A 21,926-nucleotide genomic window follows, 5' to 3' on the forward strand; every position below is an offset into this window, starting at 1 on the left:
GTGCCGACCGGGTTCGCCGTGCCGGGCGACGTGGCCGTCGCCGCGGGGCCCGCGGAGGCCGCCGGGCGGGGCGGGGCGTCGTCGAAGTCCAGCGGGGAGGTCTCGTCGTCGTCCAGGTCGGCATACGGGGAGGTGTCCCCGCGGCGGGCCACCCGCCGGTCGTTCAGCCAGCCGATGATCAGCGCGACCTCGTAGAGGAGCACCATGGGCAGGCCCAGCGCGAGCATGGTGAACGGGTCCTGGCTGGGGGTGACGACCGCGGCGAACACGAACACCAGGAAGATCTCGGGCCGCCGCCAGGAGCGCAGCTTGGCGGTGCTGACGATCCCGGCCAGATTCAGCATCATGACGAGCAGCGGAACCTCGAACGACAGTCCGAAGATCAGCAGCATCGCCTGGACGTAGCTGAGGTACCGGTTGCCGTCCAGGACGCTGACCAGCCCGTTGCCGCCGAAGCCGAGCAGCAGGCCCAGCCCGGTCGACAACGTCAGGTAGGCGAAGACCGCACCGGTGGCGAACAGGACGAGGGAGACACCGACGAAGGTCAACGACCAGCGCCGCTCATGACGGTGCAGACCAGGGGTGATGAAGGACCAGAGTTGGTACAGCCACACCGGCGAGGAGACCACCACCGCGGCGATCATGGAGATCTTCAGGCGGATAGTGAACGCGTCGAGGATGCCGAAGAAGTACAGGGTGCAGTCGTTCGCCGCCAGGCCGTCCGGGCTGAACCGCTTGCTCGCCGGCAGGTCGCAGTACGGCGCCTTGAGCCAGTCGAAGATGCGCGGCTCGAAGATGAAACAGACGACACCGGCGATCGCGAACGCGAGGAGCGCGATGGCGACGCGGTTGCGCAGCTCACGCAGATGCTCGGTGAGCGGCATGCGACTGTCCTCGACAGTGCGCGTGCGGCGGTAGTTCACCGAGGCGACGAGCCTTCGCGGCGTGGGCAACCCTGGCACGTCGGCGGCTCCTGGTCGAGAGGAAGGAGGAAGGGGCGCCGGCGGACGCCCGACAGGCCGTGGGACCGCCGTGAGGTCAGCCCCGGTCGGCGGCCGACGCGGTGCCGTTCACGGACGCGGTGGCGTTCACGGACGAGGCGGAGACCTGACCGGGCGCGACGGCCTGACCGGGCGCGACGGCCTGCGGCTGGGCCACCGGCGGCTGGGCCTCGATCGGCAACGGGGCCGGCTGCGCCGCGGGCGCGGGCTGGTCATCCTCGCGCAGGCCCTTCGTCTCGGCCTTGAAGATGCGCAGCGAACGACCGAAGGAACGCGCGGCGTCGGGAAGCTTCTTCGACCCGAATAGCACCAGAACGACGAGGGCGATGATGATGATTTCGGTGGTGCCCAGGTTTGGCATGGTCGGCGTCCTCCGATGAGCGCGGTACCGGGCCCGGTCCGACGACCGGTGCGATCGATGCTACGTCCGCCAGCCTAGGAGGGGATAGACGGCGTGCGGGTATCCCGGAGATGACGGATGCGCAACGAAGTCAGCCTGCACGATAGCTCGTAGCACTCGGCGGGCAAAGCGTGTCCACAACGACACCGGAAACCCAAATCATCACCGACCGCTACCTCGTCAACCCGGAAGTCCCAAATTGTGGCGACACAACGTCGTATGGCACGATCGACGTCACGCGACGGTCGCTCCCGTCAGACCACACGGGGACCACGGATCCGGTCGGGCGAGGAGCCGGTCAGGACGTGCGTTCGGCGAGCCGCGCGCTGACCTCGGCGTGGTCGAGCCGCGCCGCGAGCGCCGCGGTGTCCGAGGCCAGGACCGAGACCCGCGCGGACAGCTCCGTCGTGACGGCCCGCACCGCGCGCATCTTCTGCCACACTCGCCACGCACTGAGCGCCAGCAGGGCAAGCGCGCCGACGATGAGGACGAGGTAGAGGAGCGCCCAGAGCATACCGATCACCCTACTCGGCGGTCGGCGTGAGCCCGTAGGCGAGCAGGGCCCGGCGGGCCAAGGCGTGCACCTCCTCGGCGAGCGCCGGCGGCTCGACCACCCGCACGTCGGCCCCGAGGCCGAGGACCAGCCGGTGCAGCCAGAAGGTCTCCCCGGCGTACAGCGTGACCTCGAGCCGTCCACCGGGCAGCTCGCGCATCCCGGTGACCGGGTAGTAGTCGGCCACCCACCGGGCCGGGGACGCCAGCTCCAGCACGACCCGCACGTCCGCCGGGCCGGGCCGGTAGATCCCCTCCCTGGTGTCGCGGGACACCGTGCCCGGCGGCGGAACCGCCGGGGCGTCGAGGATCGTCACCCCGCCCGGCCCGTCGATGCGGTCCAGCCGGAACAGCCGCACCGCCTCCGCCCGGTGGCACCATCCCTCCAGGTACCAGCGGCCGTCCTGGACCAGCACCCGCATCGGGTCGACCTCGCGCTCGGTCAGCTCGTCGCGGGACCACACCAGGTAGCGCAGATGCACCCGCCGGCGGTCCCGCAGCGCCCGCTGCACCACCGCGAGGACCTCGTCGTGGACGTCGAGGGTGACGCGTACCTGGCCGACGGCGGCGGTGCCGGCGGTGCCGACCGCCTCCTCCAGCTTCTCCAGCGCCCGATCCAGGGCCTCGCGGCCGGCGAGGCCGGGCACGTCGGCGAGCGCGCGGGCGGCGACGATCAGGGCGGTCGCCTCGTCGACCGACAGCCGCAGCGGCCGGTCGAGGGTCTGCGGATCGACGATGGTGATCTGATCGCCGGAGTAGCTCAGGTCGATGAGGTCCCCGGGCGCGCCGCCGGGCAGGCCGCAGACGAACAGCAGGTCGAGGTCGTCGCGCAGCTGGCGGGGGGTGACCCCGAAGGCCGCGGCCGCCTCGGTCAGGGAGATCCCGGGATGCGCCCGCAACCAGGGGACGAGCGCGAGCAGCCGGCTCAGCCGGTCGGTGGCGGCGCTCACCGCGTGCCCGGGGCGGGCGGTGGACGATGAGCCGGGGCGGGCGCCGCCCGACGGATCATCGGGCGCTCACCGGACGTTCGTCGCGGCGCACCCCCGCAGGTGGGGACGCCACGTCGCGGGCGGCGGTGCCCGCGAGGGCCGCCCGGAGCCGACCGACCACAGCCGCGCGCAGCTCGGGTGGGTCGACGACGACGACGTCCGGACCCGATCCGACGATCCACCGGGCGAGCTGTTCGGTGTCGGCGAAGTCCATCTCCAGCAGATCCATGCCCGGCGGTGGATTCGTATCCGGCGACGGGCGGGCGTACCGCCGCAGCGCGTGCGCGCTGCCCCGGCGGACCGCCAGCGTGGCGGTCCGGAAGCGGTCCGGGGGGGCCTGCGCCGAGACCATCGCCCGCAGATCGACCCCTGGCGGGACCTGGACCGCGCCGGCCGGTCCGACCATGCGCACCGGGCCGGTGAACCGGGACAGCCGGAACACCCGGGCCGCGCCACGGTGCAGATCGTGCCCGGCAAGGTACCACCGCCCCCGCCACGACAGCACCCCCCAGGGCTCGACGTGCCGGTCGGCGGAGTCCGTCTCACCGACCTTCCGGTACGGGAAGCGGATGGTCCGACCGGCCTGGACCGCCGCGAGGCACTGCTCGAAGGCCGGCTCGGTCGCATCGACCCGCGGTTCGAAGCCGTCGAGCACGCCGAGCCCGCCACCGCTCACCGCGGCCCCGCCCGCGGCGAGCTTGCGCAGGGCGCTGGCGGCCGGCCCGGCGAGCGCCGTGCTCGACCACAGCGAGCCGGCGACGGCCAGGGCCGCGGCCTCGTCCGGTTCCAGGGCGATGTCGGGCAGCGCGTAGTCGCCGCGGCGGATGCGGTAGCCGGTCTCGTTGCTGAACGCCGAGTCCGCGCCGGTCTCCAAGGGGATGCCGATCTCCCGCAGATACGCCTTGTCCCGCTCGAACATCCGCCGGAAGGCGTCCTGCTCCTCCTCGGTGCGCCCGGGCTCGTAGCCCTCCACCAGCTCGCCGATCTGGGACACGGTGAGGAAACGCGATGTCGCCATCAGGCACATCGTCAGGTTGAGGAGCCGCTCCACCCGTCGCCGGGACACACCCGTAAAGGGTAGCCGCCGGAGTTCACCGGGCACGCAGCACCCCATCACCGCCGCTGGCCCACCGGTCGCACCGGGCCCACCGGGCCACCCGCGGCCGGGCCGGGTGAGGGCCCGTGGGCTACGGCTGGCCGGCGCCGGCCCCAACACCCGGCGTGGCCCCAACACCCGGCGTGGCCCCAACACCCGGCGTGGCCCCAACACCCGAGGTGGCGCCGTCGACCGCGATCAGGTCCACCACGAACACCAGAGTGTCGTCGGCGAGGATCGTCGGCGGACGTCCCCCCACCGGGCCATATCCGAGGTCCGGCGGGATGATGATCTGGCGGCGGCCGCCGACGCGCATCCCGTCGATGCCCTGCCCGAAGCCGGCGATCGTGCCGTCCAGCGGGAAGGTCGCCGGCTGGCCCCCCGCCCAGCTGCTGTCGAACTCCTTGCCGTCGCGCCAGAGCACGCCCACGTACCGGACGGTGACGGTGCTGGTGGCGGAGGCGAGCGCGCCGTGACCGGTCACGAGATCGGTGGTGACCAACGTGGCCGGCGCCGTCCCCCGGCCCGCCGCGGAGATCGGCTTGCGGCTCAGGTCGGTGGCACCCGCGACCGCGGGGACCCGCCCGGAGGTGTCGTCGACGGCCGTCCGGGAGGGCACCGGCGCCGCCCTGGTGCCGTCGGGGGCGTCGGAGGCGCCGCAGCCGACCAGGAGCGGGGCGAGCAGCACGGCGGGCAGCACGGCACCCGCGAGCGGGTGCCGGCGGGTGGCGGACGGCCGACGGCCGCTGCCACGCGAGCCGGGACGGGCTGACGCGAAGGGCAGGACGACGCCGGCGCGTCGCGGCACGAACATCACAGGGGCTCGAGTCCTCACATACTGGCGATGAGCTTGTCGACCCGATCATCAACGGAACGGAACGGGTCCTTGCACAGGACCGTACGCTGGGCCTGATCATTGAGCTTCAGGTGGACCCAGTCGACTGTGAAGTCCCGGCGTTTCTCCTGGGCACGCTTGATGAACTCGCCGCGCAGCCGGGCGCGGGTGGTCTGCGGGGGGCGTGACTTGGCCTCGAAGACGTCGAGATCACGGGTGACGCGCTCGACCAGACCAGCCCGTTCCATCCGGTAGTACAGGCCCCGGTCGCGGTGGATGTCGTGGTATTTCAGGTCGAGCTCGGCGACCCGCGGCGAGGCCAGCGACAGCCCGTGCTTGTGCCGGAAACGCTCGATGAGCACGTACTTCGTCACCCAGTCGATCTCACGGGCGACGAGCTCGAGGTCGTCGGTCTCGATCGCGAGCAGGGTACGGCCCCACAGGTCGAGCACCCGCTTGGCGACCTCGTCCCCGTCCCCGCCGCGGCGCTCCACGAACTCGACCGCCTTGGAGTGGTACTCCCGCTGGATGTCCAGCGCGCTGACCTCACGTCCGTTGGCCAGCTTGATCCTGCGCTGGCAGGTCATGTCGTGGCTGACCTCGCGAATCGCCCGGATCGGGTTCTCCAGGGTCATGTCCCGCAGCATCACACCGGCCTCGATCATGCGCAGCACCAGGTCGGTCGCCCCGAGCTTGAGCAGCATGGTCGTCTCGCTCATGTTCGAGTCGCCGACGATCACGTGCAGCCGCCGGAACCGCTCGGCGTCGGCGTGCGGCTCGTCACGGGTGTTGATGATCGGCCGGGACCGGGTGGTCGCCGAGGACACCGACTCCCAGATGTGCTCGGCGCGCTGGGAGATGCAGTACACCGCGCCCCGCGGGGTCTGCAGCACCTTGCCCGCGCCGCACAGGATCTGCCGGCTGACCAGGAACGGCACCAGCACGTCCGCGAGCTTCGAGAACTCGCCGTGCCGACCGACGAGGTAGTTCTCGTGACAGCCGTAGCTGTTGCCGGCGGAGTCGGTGTTGTTCTTGAACAGATGGATGTCGCCGGCGATGCCCTCCTCGCGCAGCCGTCGTTCGGCCTCGACGAGCAGGCCCTCGAGGATGCGTTCCCCGGCCTTGTCGTGGGTGACCAGGTCGGGCACGGAGTCGCATTCCGGGGTGGCGTACTCCGGATGGCTACCGACATCCAGGTAGAGACGGGCGCCGTTCTTGAGGAACACGTTGCTGCTACGTCCCCATGACACGACACGACGGAACAGGTACCGTGCCACCTCGTCCGGGGACAGCCGTCGCTGCCCCCGGAACACGCAGGTGACGCCGTACTCGTTCTCCAGTCCGAAGATGCGGCGGTCCACGTCTGTGACCCTATGCTCGGATGCCGCCTCGGCGCGCCGGGACGCTCGGGCCGGATGTCACCCTGATGCGGATTCGCCCCTCCTGCGGACGGACGGGTCGACCGACAACCGCCAGGCCCAGCCCGACGACGAACCAGCCGGCGAGGACCAGTACCGGACGGCCACCGCCGGCACCGTCGAAGTAGGCCGTCGAGCGCAGCAGCGTGGCACCCGCCCCCGGCGGCGCAAACTGGCCGATGTCGCCCCAGGGCCGTGGCAGCATCTCCGGGGCGGAGGCCGCCGCCGACAGAGCGGCACCGGCGACCAGAACCAGCACCGCGGCGACGAGACCCGGCACGCCCGCGACCGCCCCGAGTCCCAGGACCGGCCCGGCGACGGCCAGCGCCAGCAACGTCACGACCGCCATCGTCGTCAGGAACTCCCCGGGCAGGACGTCCAACGCCCCCTGCAGCGCGACGGCCCCGGCGAAGCCGGAGAGCACCGCGAGCGCGGCGAGCCCGGCGAGCCGGATCACCCGCGACCCCACCATCCGTGCCAGCAGCACGCCGGCCGCGGTGATCACCAGCGTCAACGGGAGGTAACCGGCCGCCAGCCCGCCGCCGGCCTGGTCCCGTGGCGCGTTGGCCACCACGTCGACCACCGGGATCTCCAGACCTGGCATGAACACCCGGATGCCCCGGGTCAGCGCCTCGGTGACCGCCGGACTCGCCGCGGAGGCGACCCGCAGGGTCAGGCCGTTGCCGCCGATGACGATCGCGGCGTAGGCGTCACGCTCGCGCAGCGCACGGTCGGCGGCGGCCACCGTCGGCACCGTGCGCACCGTGAGGGCGCCCGGCTCCACCCGGCTGATCTGGTCGGCGAGCGCGGTCGCCGCGGGTGCCGGGCCCACGGTGAGGATCGGCAGGTCCCGGGGACGCAGGCTGGTGACGGACGTTCCGTACAGCCAGACCAGGACGCCCATCAGCAGGGCCATGCCGACGGTGATGACGGCGATCCGCCGGACACCGTGCGTGCCGAGCCCGTCAACGCCGCCGAACCGGGCCCACGCCCGTCCGGCCGGATCGGCCGGGCCGGGCAGGCCGGGCAGGCCGGGCAGGCCGGTCTCGCCCGAGGCCGGCGGGGGCGACGGCGCCGAGTGTCCCGGCTCGGGGCGCTGTCCCGGAAGAGGATCATGTTCGCCGCCGCCACGATGCCGTCCCCCGGTCACCACAGGAGGACTCCGACGGTCCGGTCGACGTGCGCCGGGTCCACCGCGCCCTCCCAGGCCGCCGCCACCCTCGGCAGTGGTTGCCTCACCGCGTCCTCCCTCCGTCCGGCGACACCCGCCAGGCTGCTACAGGGAGTAGCGTGACGCCTTCATGCTGTCGGGGCTTGGCCGGCGGCGTGTCGCGGCCGGCATGTCCGGGTGAATCCGCCGGTCCGCGGCGGTTCCGGACACCAGGTGGTCGACGGACCATGGGCGGGACAGGCGGATCGGGCGGGAAGGCTCCCCGGCGGGAAGGATGGCGCCATGGCAACCGGAACGAACGACGCGGCGTCCCATCGAACACGACATGACGGCGAAGGCAGGGCCCGGCTGCGGGCGCAGGCCGTCCGCGGCCGCGGCGGGCTGCCGCTCACGGTCCTCGCCCCGGCCGCGAAGGACCCGCCGCGCGGCGGCTTGGTCGTCGTCCAGGACGCCCGAGGCATCACGCCGTACCTGGTCTCCGTCTGCGACCGGCTCGCCGCCGCCGGCTGGCTCACCGTGGCCCCGCACCTGTATCACCGCGACGGGCTGGACGAGGTGGACCCGGCCGACGGCTGGGCCGCGGCCACGTCGACGATGGGCACCCTGTCCGGCGCGGGCATCGACGCCGACATCGACGCGGCGCTCGGGCACCTCCTCGCCGCGGGCTTCCCCGCCGAGCGGAGCGCGATCATCGGCTTCTGCATGGGTGGCACGGTCGCGCTGCACACCGCCACCCGGCACACCCTCGCCGCGGCGGTGTCGTTCTACGGCGGCGGGATCAGCACACCGTACTGGCCCGGCATCCCCGCCCTGGTGGAGGCGGCACCGTCGTTGCGCGGGCCGTGGCTCGGCCTCTACGGCGAGGAAGACGCCCTGATCTCCACCGACGAGATCGCCGCCCTACGAGCCGCGGCCGCCCGCTCGGGCGCCCCGACGGAGCTGGTCAGCTACGCCGGGGCCGGCCACGCCTTCCACAGCGACGACCGGGAGGCGCTCTACCGCCCGGTCGCTGCGGCCGACGGCTGGTCACGGGCACTCGCCTTCCTCGACCGGCACGTTCGCCCCCGCTGAGGCGCCCGGCCGGCCAATCGAAGATCGTCACCATCGACCTCACGAGCATCACCCATCTGGCGTCCAGAGGTCACGGTGAGCGCACGCGAGAGATCGGCGGCGGATGAGGGCGGCGGTGCGCGCCAGGTACGGCCCACCGGAGGTGGTGGGAATCCAGGAGGTCGACAAGCCCGCGGCCGGCGGCGGTCCGGGCCCCGGACGGCGCCGCGGCTAGGCTGCTCTGATGCCACGTCATAGCTGATGCCACGTCATAGCTAGCGATAGCTGGCGCGGCTCAGCGTAAGTCTGCTCTGCTGGCAGCGTAACGGTTGGAGTATGGGGACCGGGATCGTGGATGCGTCTGGGCACACTCGTGCGGACCGGCTCGGCGGCGGCCGTGGTGGTCGCCACCGGCGCGCGTACCCAGTTCGGCCGGATTGCGCTCGGGCTGGGCGAACGGCACGAGGAGACCCAGTTCCAGATGGGGCTGCGCCGGTTCTCCGGGCTACTGGCCCGGGTCGCCGGCGTGCTCACCGGCTCGATCTTCGTCATCAACCTGGTGCTGGCCCGGCCGCTGATAGACGCGTTGTTGTTCTCGCTGGCCATCGCGGTGGGCAGCACCCTGCGCCGTCGACGAGCGCGGGCGGCCGCGAGCAGGCTGTCGTGGTGCGGGCGGACCACGGACCCGGTCATACCCTAGTGCAGGTAGGACGAGGGCCGGTGAGGATTGTCCGCCCATCGCGTCGGTAGGCTGCCGACCATGGCGGAGCTGAGTGACGTCGAGCTGGACGCGCTGGTCGAGAGTGCCGTCGTCGACGCCTGTGGTGAGGACGAACAGCTCGCGGCGTTTCACGCAGTGATGGAGGACAGCCTCACCGTTCCCTTCCGGGCCACCGTACTGGGCGTGGAAGTGACAGTGATGGGGATCGATCTGCTGCCTGGAAGCGGTATCGTCGCGGTCTGCGCTCGGGGGAGGTATCGCCAGGCGATCGGGATTCTGGACCTGCGGCTGCCCGACCCTCCTCCGGGTGGGGCGGAATGGATCGAGGCCTACCGGCGCTGGGCAGCCTGACGGGGCGAAGCGGCAAAATAAGGTAGAAGATGTCCACGTACCAGTACTACGAGTTCCTGGCCGTCGACCGGCCTCTGGACGCGCGGCAGCAGGACGAGGTCCGCGCGCTGTCCACCCGGGCCAGGATCACCGCCACCAGTTTCACCAACGAATACCACTGGGGTGACTTCCGCGGTGATCCCCGGAAGATGGTGGAGCGCCTCTACGACGCCCATCTCTATCTCGCGAACTGGGGCACCCGCCGGGTGATGCTCCGCCTGCCCCGCGCCCTGCTCGCTCTCAAGGTCGCCGAGCAGTACTGCGTCGATCCGCAGGTGACCGCCTGGACCACCGGAGAGCATCTCGTCCTCGATCTGAGTAGTGAGGACGAGGGCGGGGACTGGGTGGAGGGCGCCGAGGACTCGTTGTCGGCGATCGTCGGTGTCCGTGCCGAACTCGCCGCCGGTGATCTGCGGCCGCTTTATCTGGCCTGGCTGGCGGCCTACGGGGTGTGGGAACGCGACGAGGAGGCCTTCGACGACGAGGAGGAGGACGATCTCGAGCCGCCGGTGCCCGCCGGGCTGGGTTCCCTGACCGCACCGCAGCGGGCCCTGGTGGATTTCCTCCGTCTCGACGCCGATCTGCTTGCCGCCGCGGCCCAGGCGAGTCCGCCTGCGGCCCAGGCCAGGGAAGATCCCCACGCCCTGGCCGGGTGGATCAAGGATCTTCCCTCCGGTGACAAGGAGAAACTCCTGCTCCAGGTCACACAGGGCCATGGGGCCCGGGTCCAGATGGAAGTGCTACGGCGCTTTCGTGGCGAGCCTGATCCCCTCCGGGATGGCCGTCCCCGCCGCACGGTCGCCCAACTGCTGGACGCCGCCGCGGACATCCGCCAGGAACGCCGGCGGCACGCCGAGGCTGCTCGTGCCGAGCAGGACGCCCGCGATGCCCAGGCGCGGGCGCTGGCTCGGGAGAAACGGCTGGACACTCTGGCCCGTGATGGTGACACGGCCTGGGGGCGCGTTGACGCGCTGATCGACACCCGCAGGCAGAGCGACTACGACGCGGCCGTCGACCTTCTTGGGGATCTGCAGGCGCTGGCCTCACGTTCCGGCACCACCGTGGAGTTTGCCCGACGGTTCACGCTCCTGCGCCAAGTACATCTCCGGAAGCCCAGTCTGATCGCCCGTTTCGACCGTGCCGGCCTCGGTGCCGTCACGACCGGGCAGTGACCCGTCCTCAGGTCTCCGCGGTTGATCTGCCGGCGACCCGACACTGATCCGAGGCGGGGGCGCCCGTCCGGTTTCCCTGGAGGAATTGCCAAGACTTGTGGATGGTGATCGCTAGGCGGCTTGGGTCACGGGTGGGGTGGTGGGTCGTTCGATGAGCTGGCCGCCCTCGAACACGGCGCCGGAGGTCATCACCTGCCGCGGCTGGGCGTGACCGTCACGGACGACCAGCCGGCGGCCGTGTTCGTCACGCTGGTCAGCGAGTTCCGCGATGTAGGCGTCGACCTCGGCTTCCAGGGCGGTGGCGAGCATCCGCCGGGCACCTTCCCGCACGATCTCGTCGATCAGCGACGGGCTGCTCGCCGGACCATCGGCGGGCGTGCCGTCTTCGGGGACTACCGTGAGCACGGGCGCGCCTTCCAGACCGACGCGCCAACGTCGGTCTGACTGAGACCTCAACCTCGATCACCGGGAAGGTACGCCCTCCCCAGCCGATCCACAGGTCTCAACCATTGCTCGTTCCCTATCCGCATGTCGGTCAACAGCGAAGTGATTGAACAGCGGGCAGCGTCCCACCATGTAATACCGGTCATCGTGGACGTGTCGTTCCCGCTACCCGAGCGCACCACTCAACGGCGGATGTCCGGGCTGGCGCTCGGGGCCATGGTCTGCCGGCTTCGACCACTGGTGTCATCCCGGGTCGTGACCCGCGCCCCGTGCATGGACGTTCCCCGCCGTGGCCGCACGTTTCCGCTGGCAGACGGCCTGCTTGTGCGATCGGGGATGTTGATCGTGGGGCCGGGGATGGTGGGGTGGCGGTTCGGGTTGCGCCCGGTTCTGTCCACAGGTATTCAGGACTATTGGTGCGACCTGGGATTTCGTCCAACCTTTTGCTAGTCGTCAAGTTCGCACAATACGAACCGGGCGATGCCCGCAGTGCGCCACCAGGCGTGCGAAGTCCTTCGGCCGGCGACGGGCGTACGTCCGCTCCACGGGGCCGTACCCACCCGCCGGCCCGGTGCTCGGTGAGCACGGCGGGCAGCTCGACATCCAGGCCGAATTTCTCCGTCAACCCGGGCTACCCGGCCGTCTGCGGGGTGGTCGCCAGCCCGCGGTGTGGTCCTGGCTGGGGATGGCCGCCGCCCACCTCGCAGACGAACGTCCACAAGCCGGCCGCCCATCCATCGGCGCGGGCTGGATGAACTCGTCCGGGTGGAATGGGCGTACCTGTGTATCCATGCCACAGCTGCACGGGTCGCGAGCTGTGCGTCGCGCCGTATGCCGGTCCTGGCTGCAGTGTGCCGGAGACGCCAGCGAGGAGGTCTCGTCCATGAGCACTCCAGGGATCGGCCATCCGTTGTACCCGCCGCTGCGCCCCACGGTCACCGTCGAGGAGCTCCTGGCCACGAGAGGTACCCAACCCATCCGCTCGCTCGACGACCTGGCCGCTGACACCTTCGATTCCGACGAGGAGCTCGACGAGTTCCTCGCGTTCACCTACGCCGAGCGTCGTCGCGACGTCGCCTGAGCCGTCGCCTGAGCCGTCGCCGTGCAGCCCGTCGTCCTTGACACCGACATCGTGTCCCTGAGTCACAAGCGCAGGCTCAGCAGGCCCGTGGCAACCCGCCTGATCGGCCGCCGGCCGCTGATCACCTTCGTGACCTTCGGTGAGCTCACCAAGTGGACCGATCCGCGAGACTGGGGTAGTCGTCGACGTCGGGAACTCGCCGACTGGCTTTCAGGAATCCCTGTACTACCCGGAGACGAAGCCGTCGCTGCCACCTGGGGCGTACTCTCCGCAGCCGCCACCCGGGCCGGACAGCCCCGTCCAGTCAACGACATGTGGATCGCGGCGTGCTGCCTCACTCACAATCTGCCGCTCGCCACCTTGAACCCGAAGGACTGCATGTACTTCAGGGATCATCGTGGTCTACGGATTCTTGGCGAGGAGTAACCGCTGCTTCCGAACGGCGGGCCCCGGGGTCATGCGGTACGCCGTGGTGGCCGGCTGCGACGTCGCCACCGTGACGACTCAGCCGGGATCGAAGTCCCAGCAGAACACGCAGCGCGCCGGTTTCGACCTCCTCCACACCCGCGCCATCCTCAACGCGCGGCGATGTTGGCGGGCCAGCCCGAGGCTGTCCGGTCAGCCATGGAGAAGACCGGTGGCGGAAACGGCCGGCGCAGGTTGGCGCTGCTAAAAAGAGCCATGACCACGACACCACGAATTCAGCAGTACCAGGGCGATCGACGCGAGCTCCGCCCTCTGTTCGAGCTGGCCGAAGACTCGGCCAGTCAACTCGACGCCTACCTCCACCTCGGCCACGTTCTGGTCGCGCTCCTCGACGACCGAATCGTGGGACATCTTCAATTCGTTCCCACCGGACACCCACAGACGGTCGAGATCAAGAACATGGCAGTGCTGAAGCCCCATCAGGGACATGGGATAGGCCGGGCGCTCATCGAGTCACTGGTCGAGCTTCTCGCGGGTGCTCCGGTGACCGCGCTGCTCGTCGCGACGGCCGCCGCCGACATCGACAACCTGCGCTTCTACCAGCGGCGCGGGTTCCGGTTCCGCTCGGTCGAACGCGACGCTTTCACGGCGGCGACGGGCTACCCCGGCTGCGTCGTCATCGACGGTATCGAGCTGCGCGACCGGGTCTGGCTTGACCTGGTCGCTGCCCGCCACCGGGCCCCGCGTCGAAAACCGGGACCTTCTCCTGGCCAGCCGCCCCGGGTTGTTCGAAGCCGAGCACTGCCTCCCGCACACCGGCCTGGGCTAAGTAGGGAGCCGACCGGCCGGCCTGAGCAGGAACGTTGCGACCTATATCGCCGTGGCCATGATCCTCGGCATCTATTTCGCGCTGAGCTCCGGCACCGTGGACAGCATCGTCTACGACGTCGTCCTGGAGGAGACAGGCTCGAGCAAGCTCTACGAGACCTGGATCGGCCGGGCCACCATGATCGAGAGCGGTGTTCTCGTGGTCAGCGCGCTGGCCGGTGGGGCGATCGCCGGCTGGGCCTCCGCGCGGGTGGCCTCCTTCGCCACCTTGCCGTTCGTGGCGGCCTCGGCCGGTCAGACTCGGAGCGCCTCGCCGAGAGGTAAGGCGGCATGAGAGCACCATTGGACGCTCACATGCAGCGGCCCAGGCGGCGTACTCCAGCCAAGTCCCGATGAGAGAGCTCCGGCGCGGCTCGGGTGGATATTGCTGATCGAAGATGTCGGCGGCAGTGACAGTGAGACATCCTGGCGGCGCGTTACGGATCTCCTCGCGAGCGCACAGCGCAAGGCGTGCCCGGGCAGAGCCTTCGGTCCCGCCACTGTCAGGGCCGGCAGCTCCGTCGTCTGTCTGGCGCTCCGAGGCTGCTGGAACGGCCGATGTAATAGCGTTAGCCTTTTCCAGGAGCCGGCTGGAGATCCCTCGACCGTCAACAGAGCGCGCCCACTTCGCCTCGCCGAACAGAACCGGGTGTCGGTCCCTGCCCGCGAGCACGACCGCATCGATCTCGTTCTGCCCACCCGCGCTCCAACAAGGCCCGACCGCGACGATGTCCCTGCCCAGCGCGCCGGCGACCGCGAGTCGGCGTAGGTGCTCGCGAAACGCTTCCTCCCACGGTTTGCCGAGATGGCCGTCCAGACTCTCGATCAGTACTGGCAGCAGTGCTTTCCCTGATCCACGCTCGATCTCCGCGCGGTACCGAGACAGCACGCCGAGATAGAAAGCGAGGAAATTGTCGGCGATCCGGTAGACGCGCCGACGGCTGCGCGCTGGTTCGGTGACGGGCATCAGCCGTTCGACCAGCCGCAGCTCGACGAGCCGATCCAGAGTACGGGCCGGTTCAGCCCGAATATAGTCCTTGATCTCGTTGTACTGGGTGCGGCCCTCGGCGATCGCGTGGAGCACGGCCGCCGGGTATTCACCGTGCTCCACCTCGGTGGCAAGCACGAGTTGGCCCTCGGTGAGCAGCGGCGCCCCGGGCCGGCAGGCCAGCCTTGACCTCCTCTCCGCCTTGAAGGGCGGAGATTCCCGCCTGCTACGCCCCGGTGGGCGTGATCTTCGGGTGGGTTCCCGCTTCGCCGCGCGGTGCCGGCACGGATCCCGGTCTTACCTGCGCTCCACGGGCAGACACGGCCGGTCCGGCCGCCTTCGCGACGTTGACCGCCGCATTCACATCCCTGTCGTGCACCGTCCCGCAGGACGTACACGTCCACTTCCGGACGTCGAGTGGTTTCGGCCCGTCCTTCACCCCGCAGGCCGAACAGACCCGCGACGTCGGCTCGAACCGTCCGATCCGGAGCAGCGTCCGGCCGTACCGGGCGGCCTTGTACTCCAGCATGGCGACGAACGCCGACCAGCCGGCGTCGTGCACTGACTTGGCCAGCCGGGTACGGGCGAGTCCCTTGACCGCCAGGTCCTCCACCGCGACCGCTTGGTCCTCGCGGATCAGCCTTGTGGAGAGCTGCTGGTGGAACGCGCGCCGCGCGTCGGCCACCCACGCATGCGCACGGGCGACTTCCAGTCGGGCCTTGGCCCGGTTGTTCGAGCCCTTCTTCTTGCAGGACAGGTCCCGTTGCGTCTTCTTCAGGCGTTTCTCGGCCCGGCGCAGCAACCGAGGAGAAGCGATCTTCGTACCGTCGGAGAGGACCGCGAAGTGCGTCAACCCCAGATCGATGCCGATCACACGCTCCGTCTGGGCGAGGGCCGGTTCCGGGCCGGTCTCCACAACGAAGGACGCGAAGTACCGGCCGGAACTGTCCCGGATCACCGTCACTGTCGACGGTGTCGAGGGCAGCCGCCGCGACCAGCGGACGTCGACGTCGCCGATCTTCGGAAGGCGTAGTTTCCCGCCGGGGGCGATGGCCCAGCGGGCGTTCGCGGTGAACCGGACCGACTGGCGGCTGTCCCGCTTCGACTTGTACCGGGGTGGGCCCATCCTCGGGCGCTTGCCCTTCAGCCCGTCGAAGAAGTTCCGGTACGCCGTGTCGAGGTCCCGTAGGGACTGCTGCAGAACGACCGCTGACACCTCGCCGAGCCAGACTCGTTCCGGGGTCTTCTTCGCCTCGGTGATCAGCAGCTTGGACAGGTCGCCGGTCTTCGGGAACGGCAGCCCGGCCGCGCGGGCGGTCTCCCGGGCGCGGAGCGCATCGTTGTACACCACCCGCGCGCACCCGAACGTCCGCGCCAGCGCCTGTACCTGACCAGGAGTCGGGTACAGACGGAAGCTGTACCGAAGCTGCACGATCATATTCGTGCATTGGTCTATGGCCAGCGATCCGAGCATCCGTACCGGCAGACACTGTGTTTTCGCGTTGAACGCCCACTTGGTTTTCGTGACCAAGTATCGGCATCGGGTCTTCCACGACCGGCACCTGACCCGCCTGGAAGAGATCATGCGGGCAGTGTGCGTCGACTTCGAGACCGAACTCGTCGAGTTCAACGGCGAACGTGACCACGTCCACCTGCTGGTCAACTTCCCACCCAAGGTCGCCCTGTCCAAGCTGGTCAACAGCCTCAAGGGCGTGTCGTCCCGACGGATGCGCCAAGAGTTCCCCGGGCTGACCCGGCACTACTGGCGGGCGAACCGGCTGTGGTCGGGCTCCTACTTCGCCGGGTCCGTCGGTGGCGCCCCGCTGGACGTGCTCCGCCGGTACATCGAGGAGCAGACCCGCCCGGCCTAGACCTGTCTTCCGCGCGTGCGTGCGATGAGCCAGCTGCTTGGTCTCTTGTTCGGATCACGTCGGGATGGTCGCGACTGGTAGTGACGGGTCTGGGACTGTTCCTGGCTGTGACGGTCGCGATGGACTACGGGCCGCCGAGCGTGGAGAAGCCGCTCGGCGCGCTGCCCGTCGTGCGTGACTACCTGGCCCGTCTCGATGTCGCGGGCACGATCGACCGGCTCGCCCCGATGCGTGACAAGGTCAACCGGGCCAGCCACGGGCAGGTGATCGCCGCGCTGGTCGCCAACCGGCCGACCTCGCCGGCCCCGCTGCTGCACGTCGAACGGTGGGCACGCCAGTGGGCGGTCGGGGAGATGTTCGGCCTCGCGCCGGACGTGTTGAACGACGACCGGGTCGGTCGGGCGCTGGGCGCGCTCGCCCCGGTCTGCGAGGCCGTCGTCGGCTCGGTCGGCGCCGCGGCGATCACCGCGTTCGGCCTCGTGCTGCACGAGCTCATCCGGAGAGGGATCACGATGACGCCGCTCACGGACCACCTCGCCTACCGTAGGACCTCGTCCTGCGCGGCATCGCCAGCCTCCCGGTCCGCTTCAAACAGCACGCCGGTGTCCTCGGTCAGGTGCCGACGTAGGCCGCGAGGTGCTCGCCGGTGAGGGTGGAGCGGGCTGCGACGAGGTCGGCGGGGGTGCCCTCGAAGACGATCCGGCCGCCGTCGTGGCCAGCGCCGGGACCGAGGTCGATGATCCAGTCGGCGTGCGCCATGACCGCCTGGTGGTGCTCGATGACGATGACCGACTTGCCGGCGTCGACGAGCCGGTCGAGCAGGCCGAGCAGCTGCTCGACGTCGGCGAGGTGCAGGCCGGTGGTCGGCTCGTCGAGGACGTAGACGCCGCCCTTCTCGGCCAGGTGGGTGGCCAGCTTGAGCCGCTGCCGCTCGCCGCCGGACAGCGTGGTGAGCGGCTGGCCGAGGCTGAGGTAGCCGAGCCCGACGTCGGCGAGCCGGTTGAGGATGGCGTGCGCGGCCGGCGTGCGCGCCTCCCCGGCGCCGAAGAACTCCTCGGCCTCGGTCACCGACATCGCGAGCACCTCACTGATGTCGCGGCCGCCGAGATGGTGCTTCAGCACCGATGCTTCAAACCGTTTCCCCTCGCACTCCTCGCAGGTGGTGGCGACGCCGGCCATCATCGCCAGGTCGGTGTAGATGACCCCGACGCCGTTGCAGGTGGGGCAGGCGCCCTCGGAGTTGGCGCTGAACAGCGCCGGCTTCACGCCGCCCGCCTTCGCGAACGCCTTGCGGATCGGGTCGAGCAGTCCGGTGTACGTCGCCGGGTTGCTCCGTCGCGAGCCGCGGATCGCGCCCTGGTCGATCGACACCACACCCGCGCCGGCTGGCCCCGAGAGATGGGGGATCGACCCGTGCACGAGCGAGCTCTTGCCGGAGCCGGCGACGCCGGTGACGACGACAAGCACCCCGAGCGGGATGTCGACGTCGACGCCGCGCAGGTTGTGCGCCGTCGCGCCGCGGATCGCTAGCCGGCCGGTGGGCGTCCGCACCGCCTCCTTGAGGGCGGCCCGGTCGTCGAGATGGCGGCCGGTGCGGGTGCCGCTGGCCCGCAGCCCCTCGACGGTGCCCTCGAAGCAGACGGTGCCGCCCGCCGTTCCGGCGCCGGGGCCGAGGTCGACGACGTGGTCGGCGATCGCGATCGTCTCCGGCTCGTGCTCCACGACGAGCACCGTGTTGCCCTTGTCCCGCAGCCGTAGCAGTAGGTCGTTCATCCGCCGGATGTCATGGGGGTGCAGGCCCGTGGTGGGCTCGTCGAAGACATAGGTGACGTCGGTGAGGGAGGAGCCGAGGTGGCGGATCATCTTGACGCGCTGCGCCTCGCCGCCCGACAGCGTGCCCGACGGCCGGTCGAGCGAGAGGTAGCCCAGCCCGATCTCCACGAACGAGTCGAGGGTCCGCCGCAGCGTGGCGAGCAGCGGCGCGACCGACGGCTCGTCGAGGCCGCGGACCCATTCGGCCAGGTCACTGATCTGCATCGCGCAGGCGTCGGCGATGTTGATCCCTTTGATCCTGGAGAACCGAGCCGCCTCGCTGAGCCGGGTGCCGCCGCAGTCGGGACAGGCGGTGAAGGTGACCGCCCGGTCCACGAACGCCCGGATATGCGGCTGCAGGGCGTCGGGATCCTTGGCGAGGAACGACTTCTGGACCTTGGGGACCAGCCCCTCGTAGGTGAGGTTGACACCGTTGACCTTCACCTTGGTCGGTTCCTTGTAGAGGAAGTCCCGGAGTTCCTTCTTCGTGTACTGGCGGATCGGCTTGTTCGGGTCGAGGAAGCCCGACTCGATGAAGATCCCCACCGTCCACCAGCCGTCCACCTTGTAGCCGGGAATGGTGATCGCGCCCTCGGCGAGCGACTTGGAGTCGTCGAAAAGCTGGGTGAGGTCGATCTCGGAGACCGTGCCCCGGCCTTCGCAGCGCGGGCACATGCCGCCGGCGCGGGTGTAGGTCTGTTTCACGGTCTTGGTCTTACCGGCACCGCGTTCGACCGTGACCGCGCCGGCCGCTCGGACCGAGGGGACGTTGAAGGAGAACGCGTTGGGCGAGCCGATGTGTGGCTCGCCGAGCCGGCTGAACAGGATGCGCAGCATCGCGTTCGCGTCGGTGGCGGTGCCGACCGTGGAGCGGGCGTCGGCTCCCATCCGCTGCTGGTCGACGATGATCGCGGTTGTCAGCCCTTCGAGTACGTCGACCTCGGGCCGCGCCAGCGTCGGCATGAAGCCCTGCACGAAGGCGCTGTACGTCTCGTTGATCAGCCGCTGCGACTCGGCGGCGATCGTGCCGAACACCAGCGAGCTCTTGCCCGAGCCGGAGACGCCGGTGAACACCGTCAGCCGGCGCTTCGGGATCTCGATGCTGACGTCCCTGAGGTTGTTCTCGCGCGCGCCGTGCACGCGGATCACATCGCTGCGGTCGGCAACGTGCGGCGCCGGCGACCGCGGGTCCGGCGACCGCGGGTCCGGCGACCGCGGGTCCGGCGACCGCGGGTCCGTCCTCGTGGCCGTGCTCATGGCCGTGCTCATGGCCGTGCTCATCGTGTCTCCATCTGCCTGGTGCACGGGAGGTGCCTGGTGCACGGGAGGTGCCGTCGGGCCGGTCATGCTGCGATCGCCGGACGGCTCAGCGGAGCTCGTTGATGCGGATCAGGTTGCCCGCGGGATCGCGGGAGGCGCAGTCGCGAACGCCGTACGGCTGCTCGGTCGGCTCCTGGACGACCTCGGCGCCGCTGGCCTGCAGCCGCGCGAAGGTGCCGTCGAGGGCGGCGGTGGCCAGCGACGAGCAGCCGACCGCGAAACAGACCTCGGTGACACTCAGGTCGCCACGACGCAGCAGCGCCATTGCGCGCTCGATGCGCCGCGCCATCAGATAGGCGTACGGCGACTCGCCGTAGGCGAGCCGGAACTCGCGGCTGAGATGCCCGGCCGACATGTGCGCGCCGCGGGCGAGCGCCTCGACATCCAGCGGCCGCGCGTACTCCCGGTCGATCCGGTCGCGGACGCGGCGCAGCCGCGCGAGGTCGATCAGGCGCCGCGCCGCGACGGGTCTGCTCGTCACCTGCCAGATCGTGCCACATCGCGCCGAGCACGTGGACGGGCCGGGCAACGGACAGGTGAACGGTCCACTCCGCCGCGCCCTGGGTGGCGATGGGACCGTGCAGGTTCAGTACCGCGTCACGGATTCGCTCATGTGCCCTTCCTCGCTGCTGGAGTGGATGTGCCGACGGCGGGTCGTGGTTCGGTGAGCGTGGTTACGAGTTCGTCGATCAGATTCTCGTCAACGGGTTGGCTGGTGGCAAGCATCCGGTACCAGATGACGCCGAAGACGAGGTCAGCGGCGGTGCCAGGGGAAGGGACGGGTGGCAGCTCGCCGCGGGTCCGGGCCCGGTCGAGGATGATCCCGAGCGCGTCACGGCGGCGCTGCAAGAACGAGGAGCGGAACCGTCCCCGGAACTCCTCGTCGATCTGAGCGTGGGCCATCAGTGCGCGCAGTGCATCGGCTACCCGCTGGTCACGGCCCAGCCGGAAGCTAGCCGTGAGGAAGGCACGCAGGTCGGCGGTGTAACTGCCCTCGTCCGGGATGGGCACGTGCAGGTCGGCCTTGGTGGCCAGCGCGTCAAGCAGCACGTCGGCCTTGGACGGCCACCAGCGGTAGATCGTCTGTTTGCCCGCGCCGGAGCGGGCCGCGATGCCCTCGATCGTCAAGCCTGCGTAGCCAACCTCTCCCACGAGCTCGATCGCCGCGGCAAGGATGGCCAGCCGGCTCTCCTCGCTGCGCTTGCGTCCGGGTCGGACCGGGATGGGGTGGTCGGTCACGGAGGCATGCTATCGTCAATCCGATACGAGACGTAACGGTTCGATTTAGGAGATCACGTGAGCGAGCACACCGCGCTGGTCGTCGGGGGAACGTCTGGGATCGGGTTGGCCACCGCCCGGCGGCTGCAAGCCCTTGGCGCAACGGTCCACGTTGTCGGCCGCGGCAAGCAGCGGCTCGATGACGTCGCGGCCAGCGACCCGGAGCTGATCGTCCACCGGGCGGACGGCGGCAACCGTGCCGAGATCAGCGCCGTCATCGAGACGATCGGCCGAATCGACTGGCTGATCATCAGCCTCAGTGGCAGCGAAGGTTCGGGATCTGTCGCTGACCTGGACTTCGACATGCTCCGCCGAGCCTTCGACGCGAAGTTCTGGGCTCACCTCACCACCATCCAGGCGGCTGTGCCGCACCTCACAGCGACCGGCTCCATCACGTTGCTCGGCGCGATCACCGCCCGCGCCGGAATGCCAGGAACCGCAGGCATCGCAGCCCTCAACGGCGCCGTCGAGGCCCTGGTCAAGCCGCTTGCTGTGGAACTCGCGCCGATCCGGGTCAACGGCGTCTCCCCCGGCCTGGTCGACACCCCCTGGTGGAGTGGCATACCCGACGAGGCCCGGAAGGCATACTTCGCCCAAGCCGCCCAGGCGCTCCCCACCCAGCGGATCGCGACCGCGGACGACATCGCCGAGGTCACCGTCGTCGCAGCCACCAACGCCAACCTCACCGGCACAGTCATCGAGACCGACGGCGGGGCCCGTCTCGTGTCGATGGGCTGACCAGCCTTCCAACCCGTCAGCGACGTCTTCTGCCGACAGCCCCGCGTGCAACGCGTCCAGCAGTCGCGGGGCAGCACCAGCGCGATCCCGTCAGCGGTGGTTGGTCAGCAGCCGCTTGACCACCTGGTTAGACGGGCCGGCCTGGATGGTGCCCAGCTCCCGCAGCACGGCCCGCGACCAGCCATCGGGAAGATCGCCGGCCGCCGTGTCACCGCTCCGCAGGACGATGCGTGCGACGTTCTCGTTCGCCCGGTCGGCGGTCCGCACCTGGCCCGCCGTCGCTGGGCACGGTGGCACCCGCGCGGG

General features: G+C 70.3%; 25 protein-coding genes and 4 pseudogenes. 12 read left to right on the plus strand and 17 right to left on the minus strand.

All coding sequences use genetic code 11. The features are described from left to right. From tatC to BMG523DRAFT_RS09785, 8 genes are all read right to left on the minus strand, one after another. On the minus strand, window positions 1–962 hold a 962-nt coding region (gene tatC / locus BMG523DRAFT_RS09750), incomplete at its 3' end, for a twin-arginine translocase subunit TatC (protein WP_083494788.1). Window positions 963–1,038: 76 nt separating this feature from the next. Continuing rightward, a complete protein-coding gene (tatA, locus tag BMG523DRAFT_RS09755; protein ID WP_011437004.1) occupies window positions 1,039–1,362 on the minus strand; it encodes a Sec-independent protein translocase subunit TatA in 324 nt (107 codons plus the stop codon). Window positions 1,363–1,699: 337 nt separating this feature from the next. Further along, entirely contained in the window at window positions 1,700–1,915 is a 216-nt protein-coding gene (locus BMG523DRAFT_RS09760) for a hypothetical protein (RefSeq protein WP_011437005.1), read from the minus strand. Between the two features lie 10 nt (window positions 1,916–1,925). After that, on the minus strand, window positions 1,926–2,903 hold the full coding sequence (locus BMG523DRAFT_RS09765) for a YafY family protein (RefSeq protein ID WP_043590948.1): 978 nt from the start codon (window positions 2,901–2,903) through the stop codon (window positions 1,926–1,928). Between the two features lie 55 nt (window positions 2,904–2,958). After that, window positions 2,959–4,008 (minus strand): YafY family protein, encoded by a 1,050-nt coding sequence (locus tag BMG523DRAFT_RS09770; RefSeq protein ID WP_082456717.1) that lies wholly within the window; start codon window positions 4,006–4,008, stop codon window positions 2,959–2,961. A 121-nt stretch (window positions 4,009–4,129) separates the two neighbouring features. Beyond that, on the minus strand, window positions 4,130–4,855 hold the full coding sequence (locus BMG523DRAFT_RS09775) for an FKBP-type peptidyl-prolyl cis-trans isomerase (protein ID WP_043590950.1): 726 nt from the start codon (window positions 4,853–4,855) through the stop codon (window positions 4,130–4,132). Between the two features lie 14 nt (window positions 4,856–4,869). After that, complete coding sequence (pafA, locus tag BMG523DRAFT_RS09780; RefSeq protein ID WP_035910228.1) at window positions 4,870–6,234, minus strand: Pup--protein ligase; 1,365 nt, start codon at window positions 6,232–6,234, stop codon at window positions 4,870–4,872. Between the two features lie 10 nt (window positions 6,235–6,244). Further along, a complete protein-coding gene (locus tag BMG523DRAFT_RS09785; RefSeq protein ID WP_011437010.1) occupies window positions 6,245–7,444 on the minus strand; it encodes a hypothetical protein in 1,200 nt (399 codons plus the stop codon). Between the two features lie 300 nt (window positions 7,445–7,744). On the opposite strand from BMG523DRAFT_RS09785, the gene BMG523DRAFT_RS09790 reads away from it, so the two are divergent. The 4 genes from BMG523DRAFT_RS09790 (at window position 7,745) to BMG523DRAFT_RS09805 (ending at window position 10,795) form a co-directional block, all read left to right on the plus strand. Continuing rightward, window positions 7,745–8,533: a dienelactone hydrolase family protein gene (locus BMG523DRAFT_RS09790; RefSeq protein ID WP_011437011.1), complete on the plus strand. Its 789-nt coding sequence runs from the start codon at window positions 7,745–7,747 to the stop codon at window positions 8,531–8,533. Between the two features lie 334 nt (window positions 8,534–8,867). After that, entirely contained in the window at window positions 8,868–9,212 is a 345-nt protein-coding gene (locus tag BMG523DRAFT_RS09795; RefSeq protein WP_035910222.1) for a hypothetical protein, read from the plus strand. A 60-nt stretch (window positions 9,213–9,272) separates the two neighbouring features. After that, window positions 9,273–9,584: a hypothetical protein gene (locus BMG523DRAFT_RS09800; RefSeq protein ID WP_035910221.1), complete on the plus strand. Its 312-nt coding sequence runs from the start codon at window positions 9,273–9,275 to the stop codon at window positions 9,582–9,584. A 29-nt stretch (window positions 9,585–9,613) separates the two neighbouring features. Continuing rightward, window positions 9,614–10,795: a hypothetical protein gene (locus BMG523DRAFT_RS09805; protein ID WP_043590952.1), complete on the plus strand. Its 1,182-nt coding sequence runs from the start codon at window positions 9,614–9,616 to the stop codon at window positions 10,793–10,795. A 171-nt stretch (window positions 10,796–10,966) separates the two neighbouring features. On the opposite strand, the pseudogene BMG523DRAFT_RS09810 reads toward BMG523DRAFT_RS09805, so the two are convergent. Next, a pseudogene (locus tag BMG523DRAFT_RS09810) lies at window positions 10,967–11,200 on the minus strand (IS256 family transposase); the annotation flags it as partial. Between the two features lie 922 nt (window positions 11,201–12,122). On the opposite strand from BMG523DRAFT_RS09810, the gene BMG523DRAFT_RS09815 reads away from it, so the two are divergent. The 3 genes and pseudogenes from BMG523DRAFT_RS09815 to BMG523DRAFT_RS27315 all read left to right on the plus strand — a co-directional run. After that, window positions 12,123–12,320, plus strand: a complete 198-nt coding sequence (locus BMG523DRAFT_RS09815; protein ID WP_043590978.1) for a hypothetical protein — start codon at window positions 12,123–12,125, stop codon at window positions 12,318–12,320. Window positions 12,321–12,341: 21 nt separating this feature from the next. After that, window positions 12,342–12,746: a type II toxin-antitoxin system VapC family toxin gene (locus BMG523DRAFT_RS09820; protein WP_035910214.1), complete on the plus strand. Its 405-nt coding sequence runs from the start codon at window positions 12,342–12,344 to the stop codon at window positions 12,744–12,746. A gap of 49 nt (window positions 12,747–12,795) precedes the next feature. Further along, window positions 12,796–12,993, plus strand: a pseudogene (locus BMG523DRAFT_RS27315) (hypothetical protein); the annotation flags it as partial. On the opposite strand, the gene BMG523DRAFT_RS26395 reads toward BMG523DRAFT_RS27315, so the two are convergent. Continuing rightward, on the minus strand, window positions 12,990–13,157 hold the full coding sequence (locus tag BMG523DRAFT_RS26395; protein WP_162492182.1) for a hypothetical protein: 168 nt from the start codon (window positions 13,155–13,157) through the stop codon (window positions 12,990–12,992). The pseudogene BMG523DRAFT_RS27315 and the gene BMG523DRAFT_RS26395 overlap by 4 nt on opposite strands. Here BMG523DRAFT_RS26395 and BMG523DRAFT_RS27320 point away from each other — a divergent pair. Then, window positions 13,149–13,319 (plus strand): annotated as a pseudogene (locus BMG523DRAFT_RS27320) (GNAT family N-acetyltransferase); the annotation flags it as partial. The gene BMG523DRAFT_RS26395 and the pseudogene BMG523DRAFT_RS27320 overlap by 9 nt on opposite strands. Here the strand turns inward: BMG523DRAFT_RS27320 and BMG523DRAFT_RS26400 are convergent. Further along, the gene (locus tag BMG523DRAFT_RS26400) at window positions 13,260–13,481 is read right to left on the minus strand and encodes a hypothetical protein (RefSeq protein ID WP_035910211.1); all 222 of its coding nucleotides are present in this window, start codon (window positions 13,479–13,481) and stop codon (window positions 13,260–13,262) included. The pseudogene BMG523DRAFT_RS27320 and the gene BMG523DRAFT_RS26400 sit on opposite strands and share 60 nt — an antisense overlap. 145 nt (window positions 13,482–13,626) lie before the next feature. Between BMG523DRAFT_RS26400 and BMG523DRAFT_RS26405 the strand changes: the two genes are divergently transcribed. Further along, window positions 13,627–13,908 (plus strand): hypothetical protein, encoded by a 282-nt coding sequence (locus BMG523DRAFT_RS26405; protein ID WP_043590956.1) that lies wholly within the window; start codon window positions 13,627–13,629, stop codon window positions 13,906–13,908. A gap of 378 nt (window positions 13,909–14,286) precedes the next feature. Here the strand turns inward: BMG523DRAFT_RS26405 and BMG523DRAFT_RS26410 are convergent. Next, window positions 14,287–14,580, minus strand: a pseudogene (locus BMG523DRAFT_RS26410) (DUF234 domain-containing protein); the annotation flags it as partial. A 247-nt stretch (window positions 14,581–14,827) separates the two neighbouring features. After that, window positions 14,828–16,033: an RNA-guided endonuclease TnpB family protein gene (locus BMG523DRAFT_RS09840; RefSeq protein ID WP_043590980.1), complete on the minus strand. Its 1,206-nt coding sequence runs from the start codon at window positions 16,031–16,033 to the stop codon at window positions 14,828–14,830. Window positions 16,034–16,055: 22 nt separating this feature from the next. Between BMG523DRAFT_RS09840 and tnpA the strand changes: the two genes are divergently transcribed. Continuing rightward, entirely contained in the window at window positions 16,056–16,472 is a 417-nt protein-coding gene (gene tnpA, locus BMG523DRAFT_RS09845) for an IS200/IS605 family transposase (RefSeq protein ID WP_043590958.1), read from the plus strand. A gap of 80 nt (window positions 16,473–16,552) precedes the next feature. Further along, window positions 16,553–17,122, plus strand: a complete 570-nt coding sequence (locus BMG523DRAFT_RS26415; RefSeq protein WP_235463041.1) for a DUF4277 domain-containing protein — start codon at window positions 16,553–16,555, stop codon at window positions 17,120–17,122. Here BMG523DRAFT_RS26415 and BMG523DRAFT_RS09855 read toward each other — a convergent pair. The 3 genes from BMG523DRAFT_RS09855 to BMG523DRAFT_RS09865 form a co-directional block, all read right to left on the minus strand. Beyond that, window positions 17,085–19,553 carry an excinuclease ABC subunit UvrA gene (locus tag BMG523DRAFT_RS09855; RefSeq protein WP_235463042.1) on the minus strand — a complete coding sequence of 823 codons (2,469 nt, stop codon included), beginning with the start codon at window positions 19,551–19,553 and terminating at the stop codon, window positions 17,085–17,087. The two genes, BMG523DRAFT_RS26415 and BMG523DRAFT_RS09855, sit on opposite strands and share 38 nt — an antisense overlap. A gap of 97 nt (window positions 19,554–19,650) precedes the next feature. Further along, window positions 19,651–20,085, minus strand: coding sequence for a helix-turn-helix domain-containing protein (locus tag BMG523DRAFT_RS09860; RefSeq protein ID WP_011437019.1), 435 nt, complete (start codon window positions 20,083–20,085; stop codon window positions 19,651–19,653). 128 nt (window positions 20,086–20,213) lie between these two features. Beyond that, on the minus strand, window positions 20,214–20,843 hold the full coding sequence (locus BMG523DRAFT_RS09865) for a TetR/AcrR family transcriptional regulator (RefSeq protein ID WP_011437020.1): 630 nt from the start codon (window positions 20,841–20,843) through the stop codon (window positions 20,214–20,216). A gap of 57 nt (window positions 20,844–20,900) precedes the next feature. Here BMG523DRAFT_RS09865 and BMG523DRAFT_RS09870 point away from each other — a divergent pair, with 57 nt between their 5' ends. Then, window positions 20,901–21,620, plus strand: coding sequence for an SDR family oxidoreductase (locus BMG523DRAFT_RS09870; protein WP_023841073.1), 720 nt, complete (start codon window positions 20,901–20,903; stop codon window positions 21,618–21,620). Between the two features lie 90 nt (window positions 21,621–21,710). Here the strand turns inward: BMG523DRAFT_RS09870 and BMG523DRAFT_RS25260 are convergent, their stop codons facing one another. Beyond that, complete coding sequence (locus BMG523DRAFT_RS25260) at window positions 21,711–21,887, minus strand: hypothetical protein (RefSeq protein ID WP_157493378.1); 177 nt, start codon at window positions 21,885–21,887, stop codon at window positions 21,711–21,713. Window positions 21,888–21,926 lie beyond the last annotated feature (39 nt).

The organism is Frankia sp. BMG5.23 (assembly GCF_000685765.2).
Lineage (GTDB): Bacteria > Actinomycetota > Actinomycetes > Frankiales > Frankiaceae > Frankia > Frankia casuarinae.

Coding starts and splice junctions, on each gene's coding strand:
- BMG523DRAFT_RS09800 (WP_035910221.1), top strand. CDS start 9,273: ATGGCGGAGCTGAGTGACGTCGAGCTGGACGCGCTGGTCGAGAGTGCC.
- BMG523DRAFT_RS09855 (WP_235463042.1), bottom strand. CDS start 19,553: ATGAGCACGGCCATGAGCACGGCCACGAGGACGGACCCGCGGTCGCCG.
- tnpA (WP_043590958.1), top strand. CDS start 16,056: ATGGCCAGCGATCCGAGCATCCGTACCGGCAGACACTGTGTTTTCGCG.
- BMG523DRAFT_RS09790 (WP_011437011.1), top strand. CDS start 7,745: ATGGCAACCGGAACGAACGACGCGGCGTCCCATCGAACACGACATGAC.
- BMG523DRAFT_RS09795 (WP_035910222.1), top strand. CDS start 8,868: ATGCGTCTGGGCACACTCGTGCGGACCGGCTCGGCGGCGGCCGTGGTG.
- BMG523DRAFT_RS09760 (WP_011437005.1), bottom strand. CDS start 1,915: ATGCTCTGGGCGCTCCTCTACCTCGTCCTCATCGTCGGCGCGCTTGCC.
- BMG523DRAFT_RS09805 (WP_043590952.1), top strand. CDS start 9,614: ATGTCCACGTACCAGTACTACGAGTTCCTGGCCGTCGACCGGCCTCTG.
- BMG523DRAFT_RS26395 (WP_162492182.1), bottom strand. CDS start 13,157: ATGTCCCACGATTCGGTCGTCGAGGAGCGCGACCAGAACGTGGCCGAG.
- BMG523DRAFT_RS09815 (WP_043590978.1), top strand. CDS start 12,123: ATGAGCACTCCAGGGATCGGCCATCCGTTGTACCCGCCGCTGCGCCCC.
- tatA (WP_011437004.1), bottom strand. CDS start 1,362: ATGCCAAACCTGGGCACCACCGAAATCATCATCATCGCCCTCGTCGTT.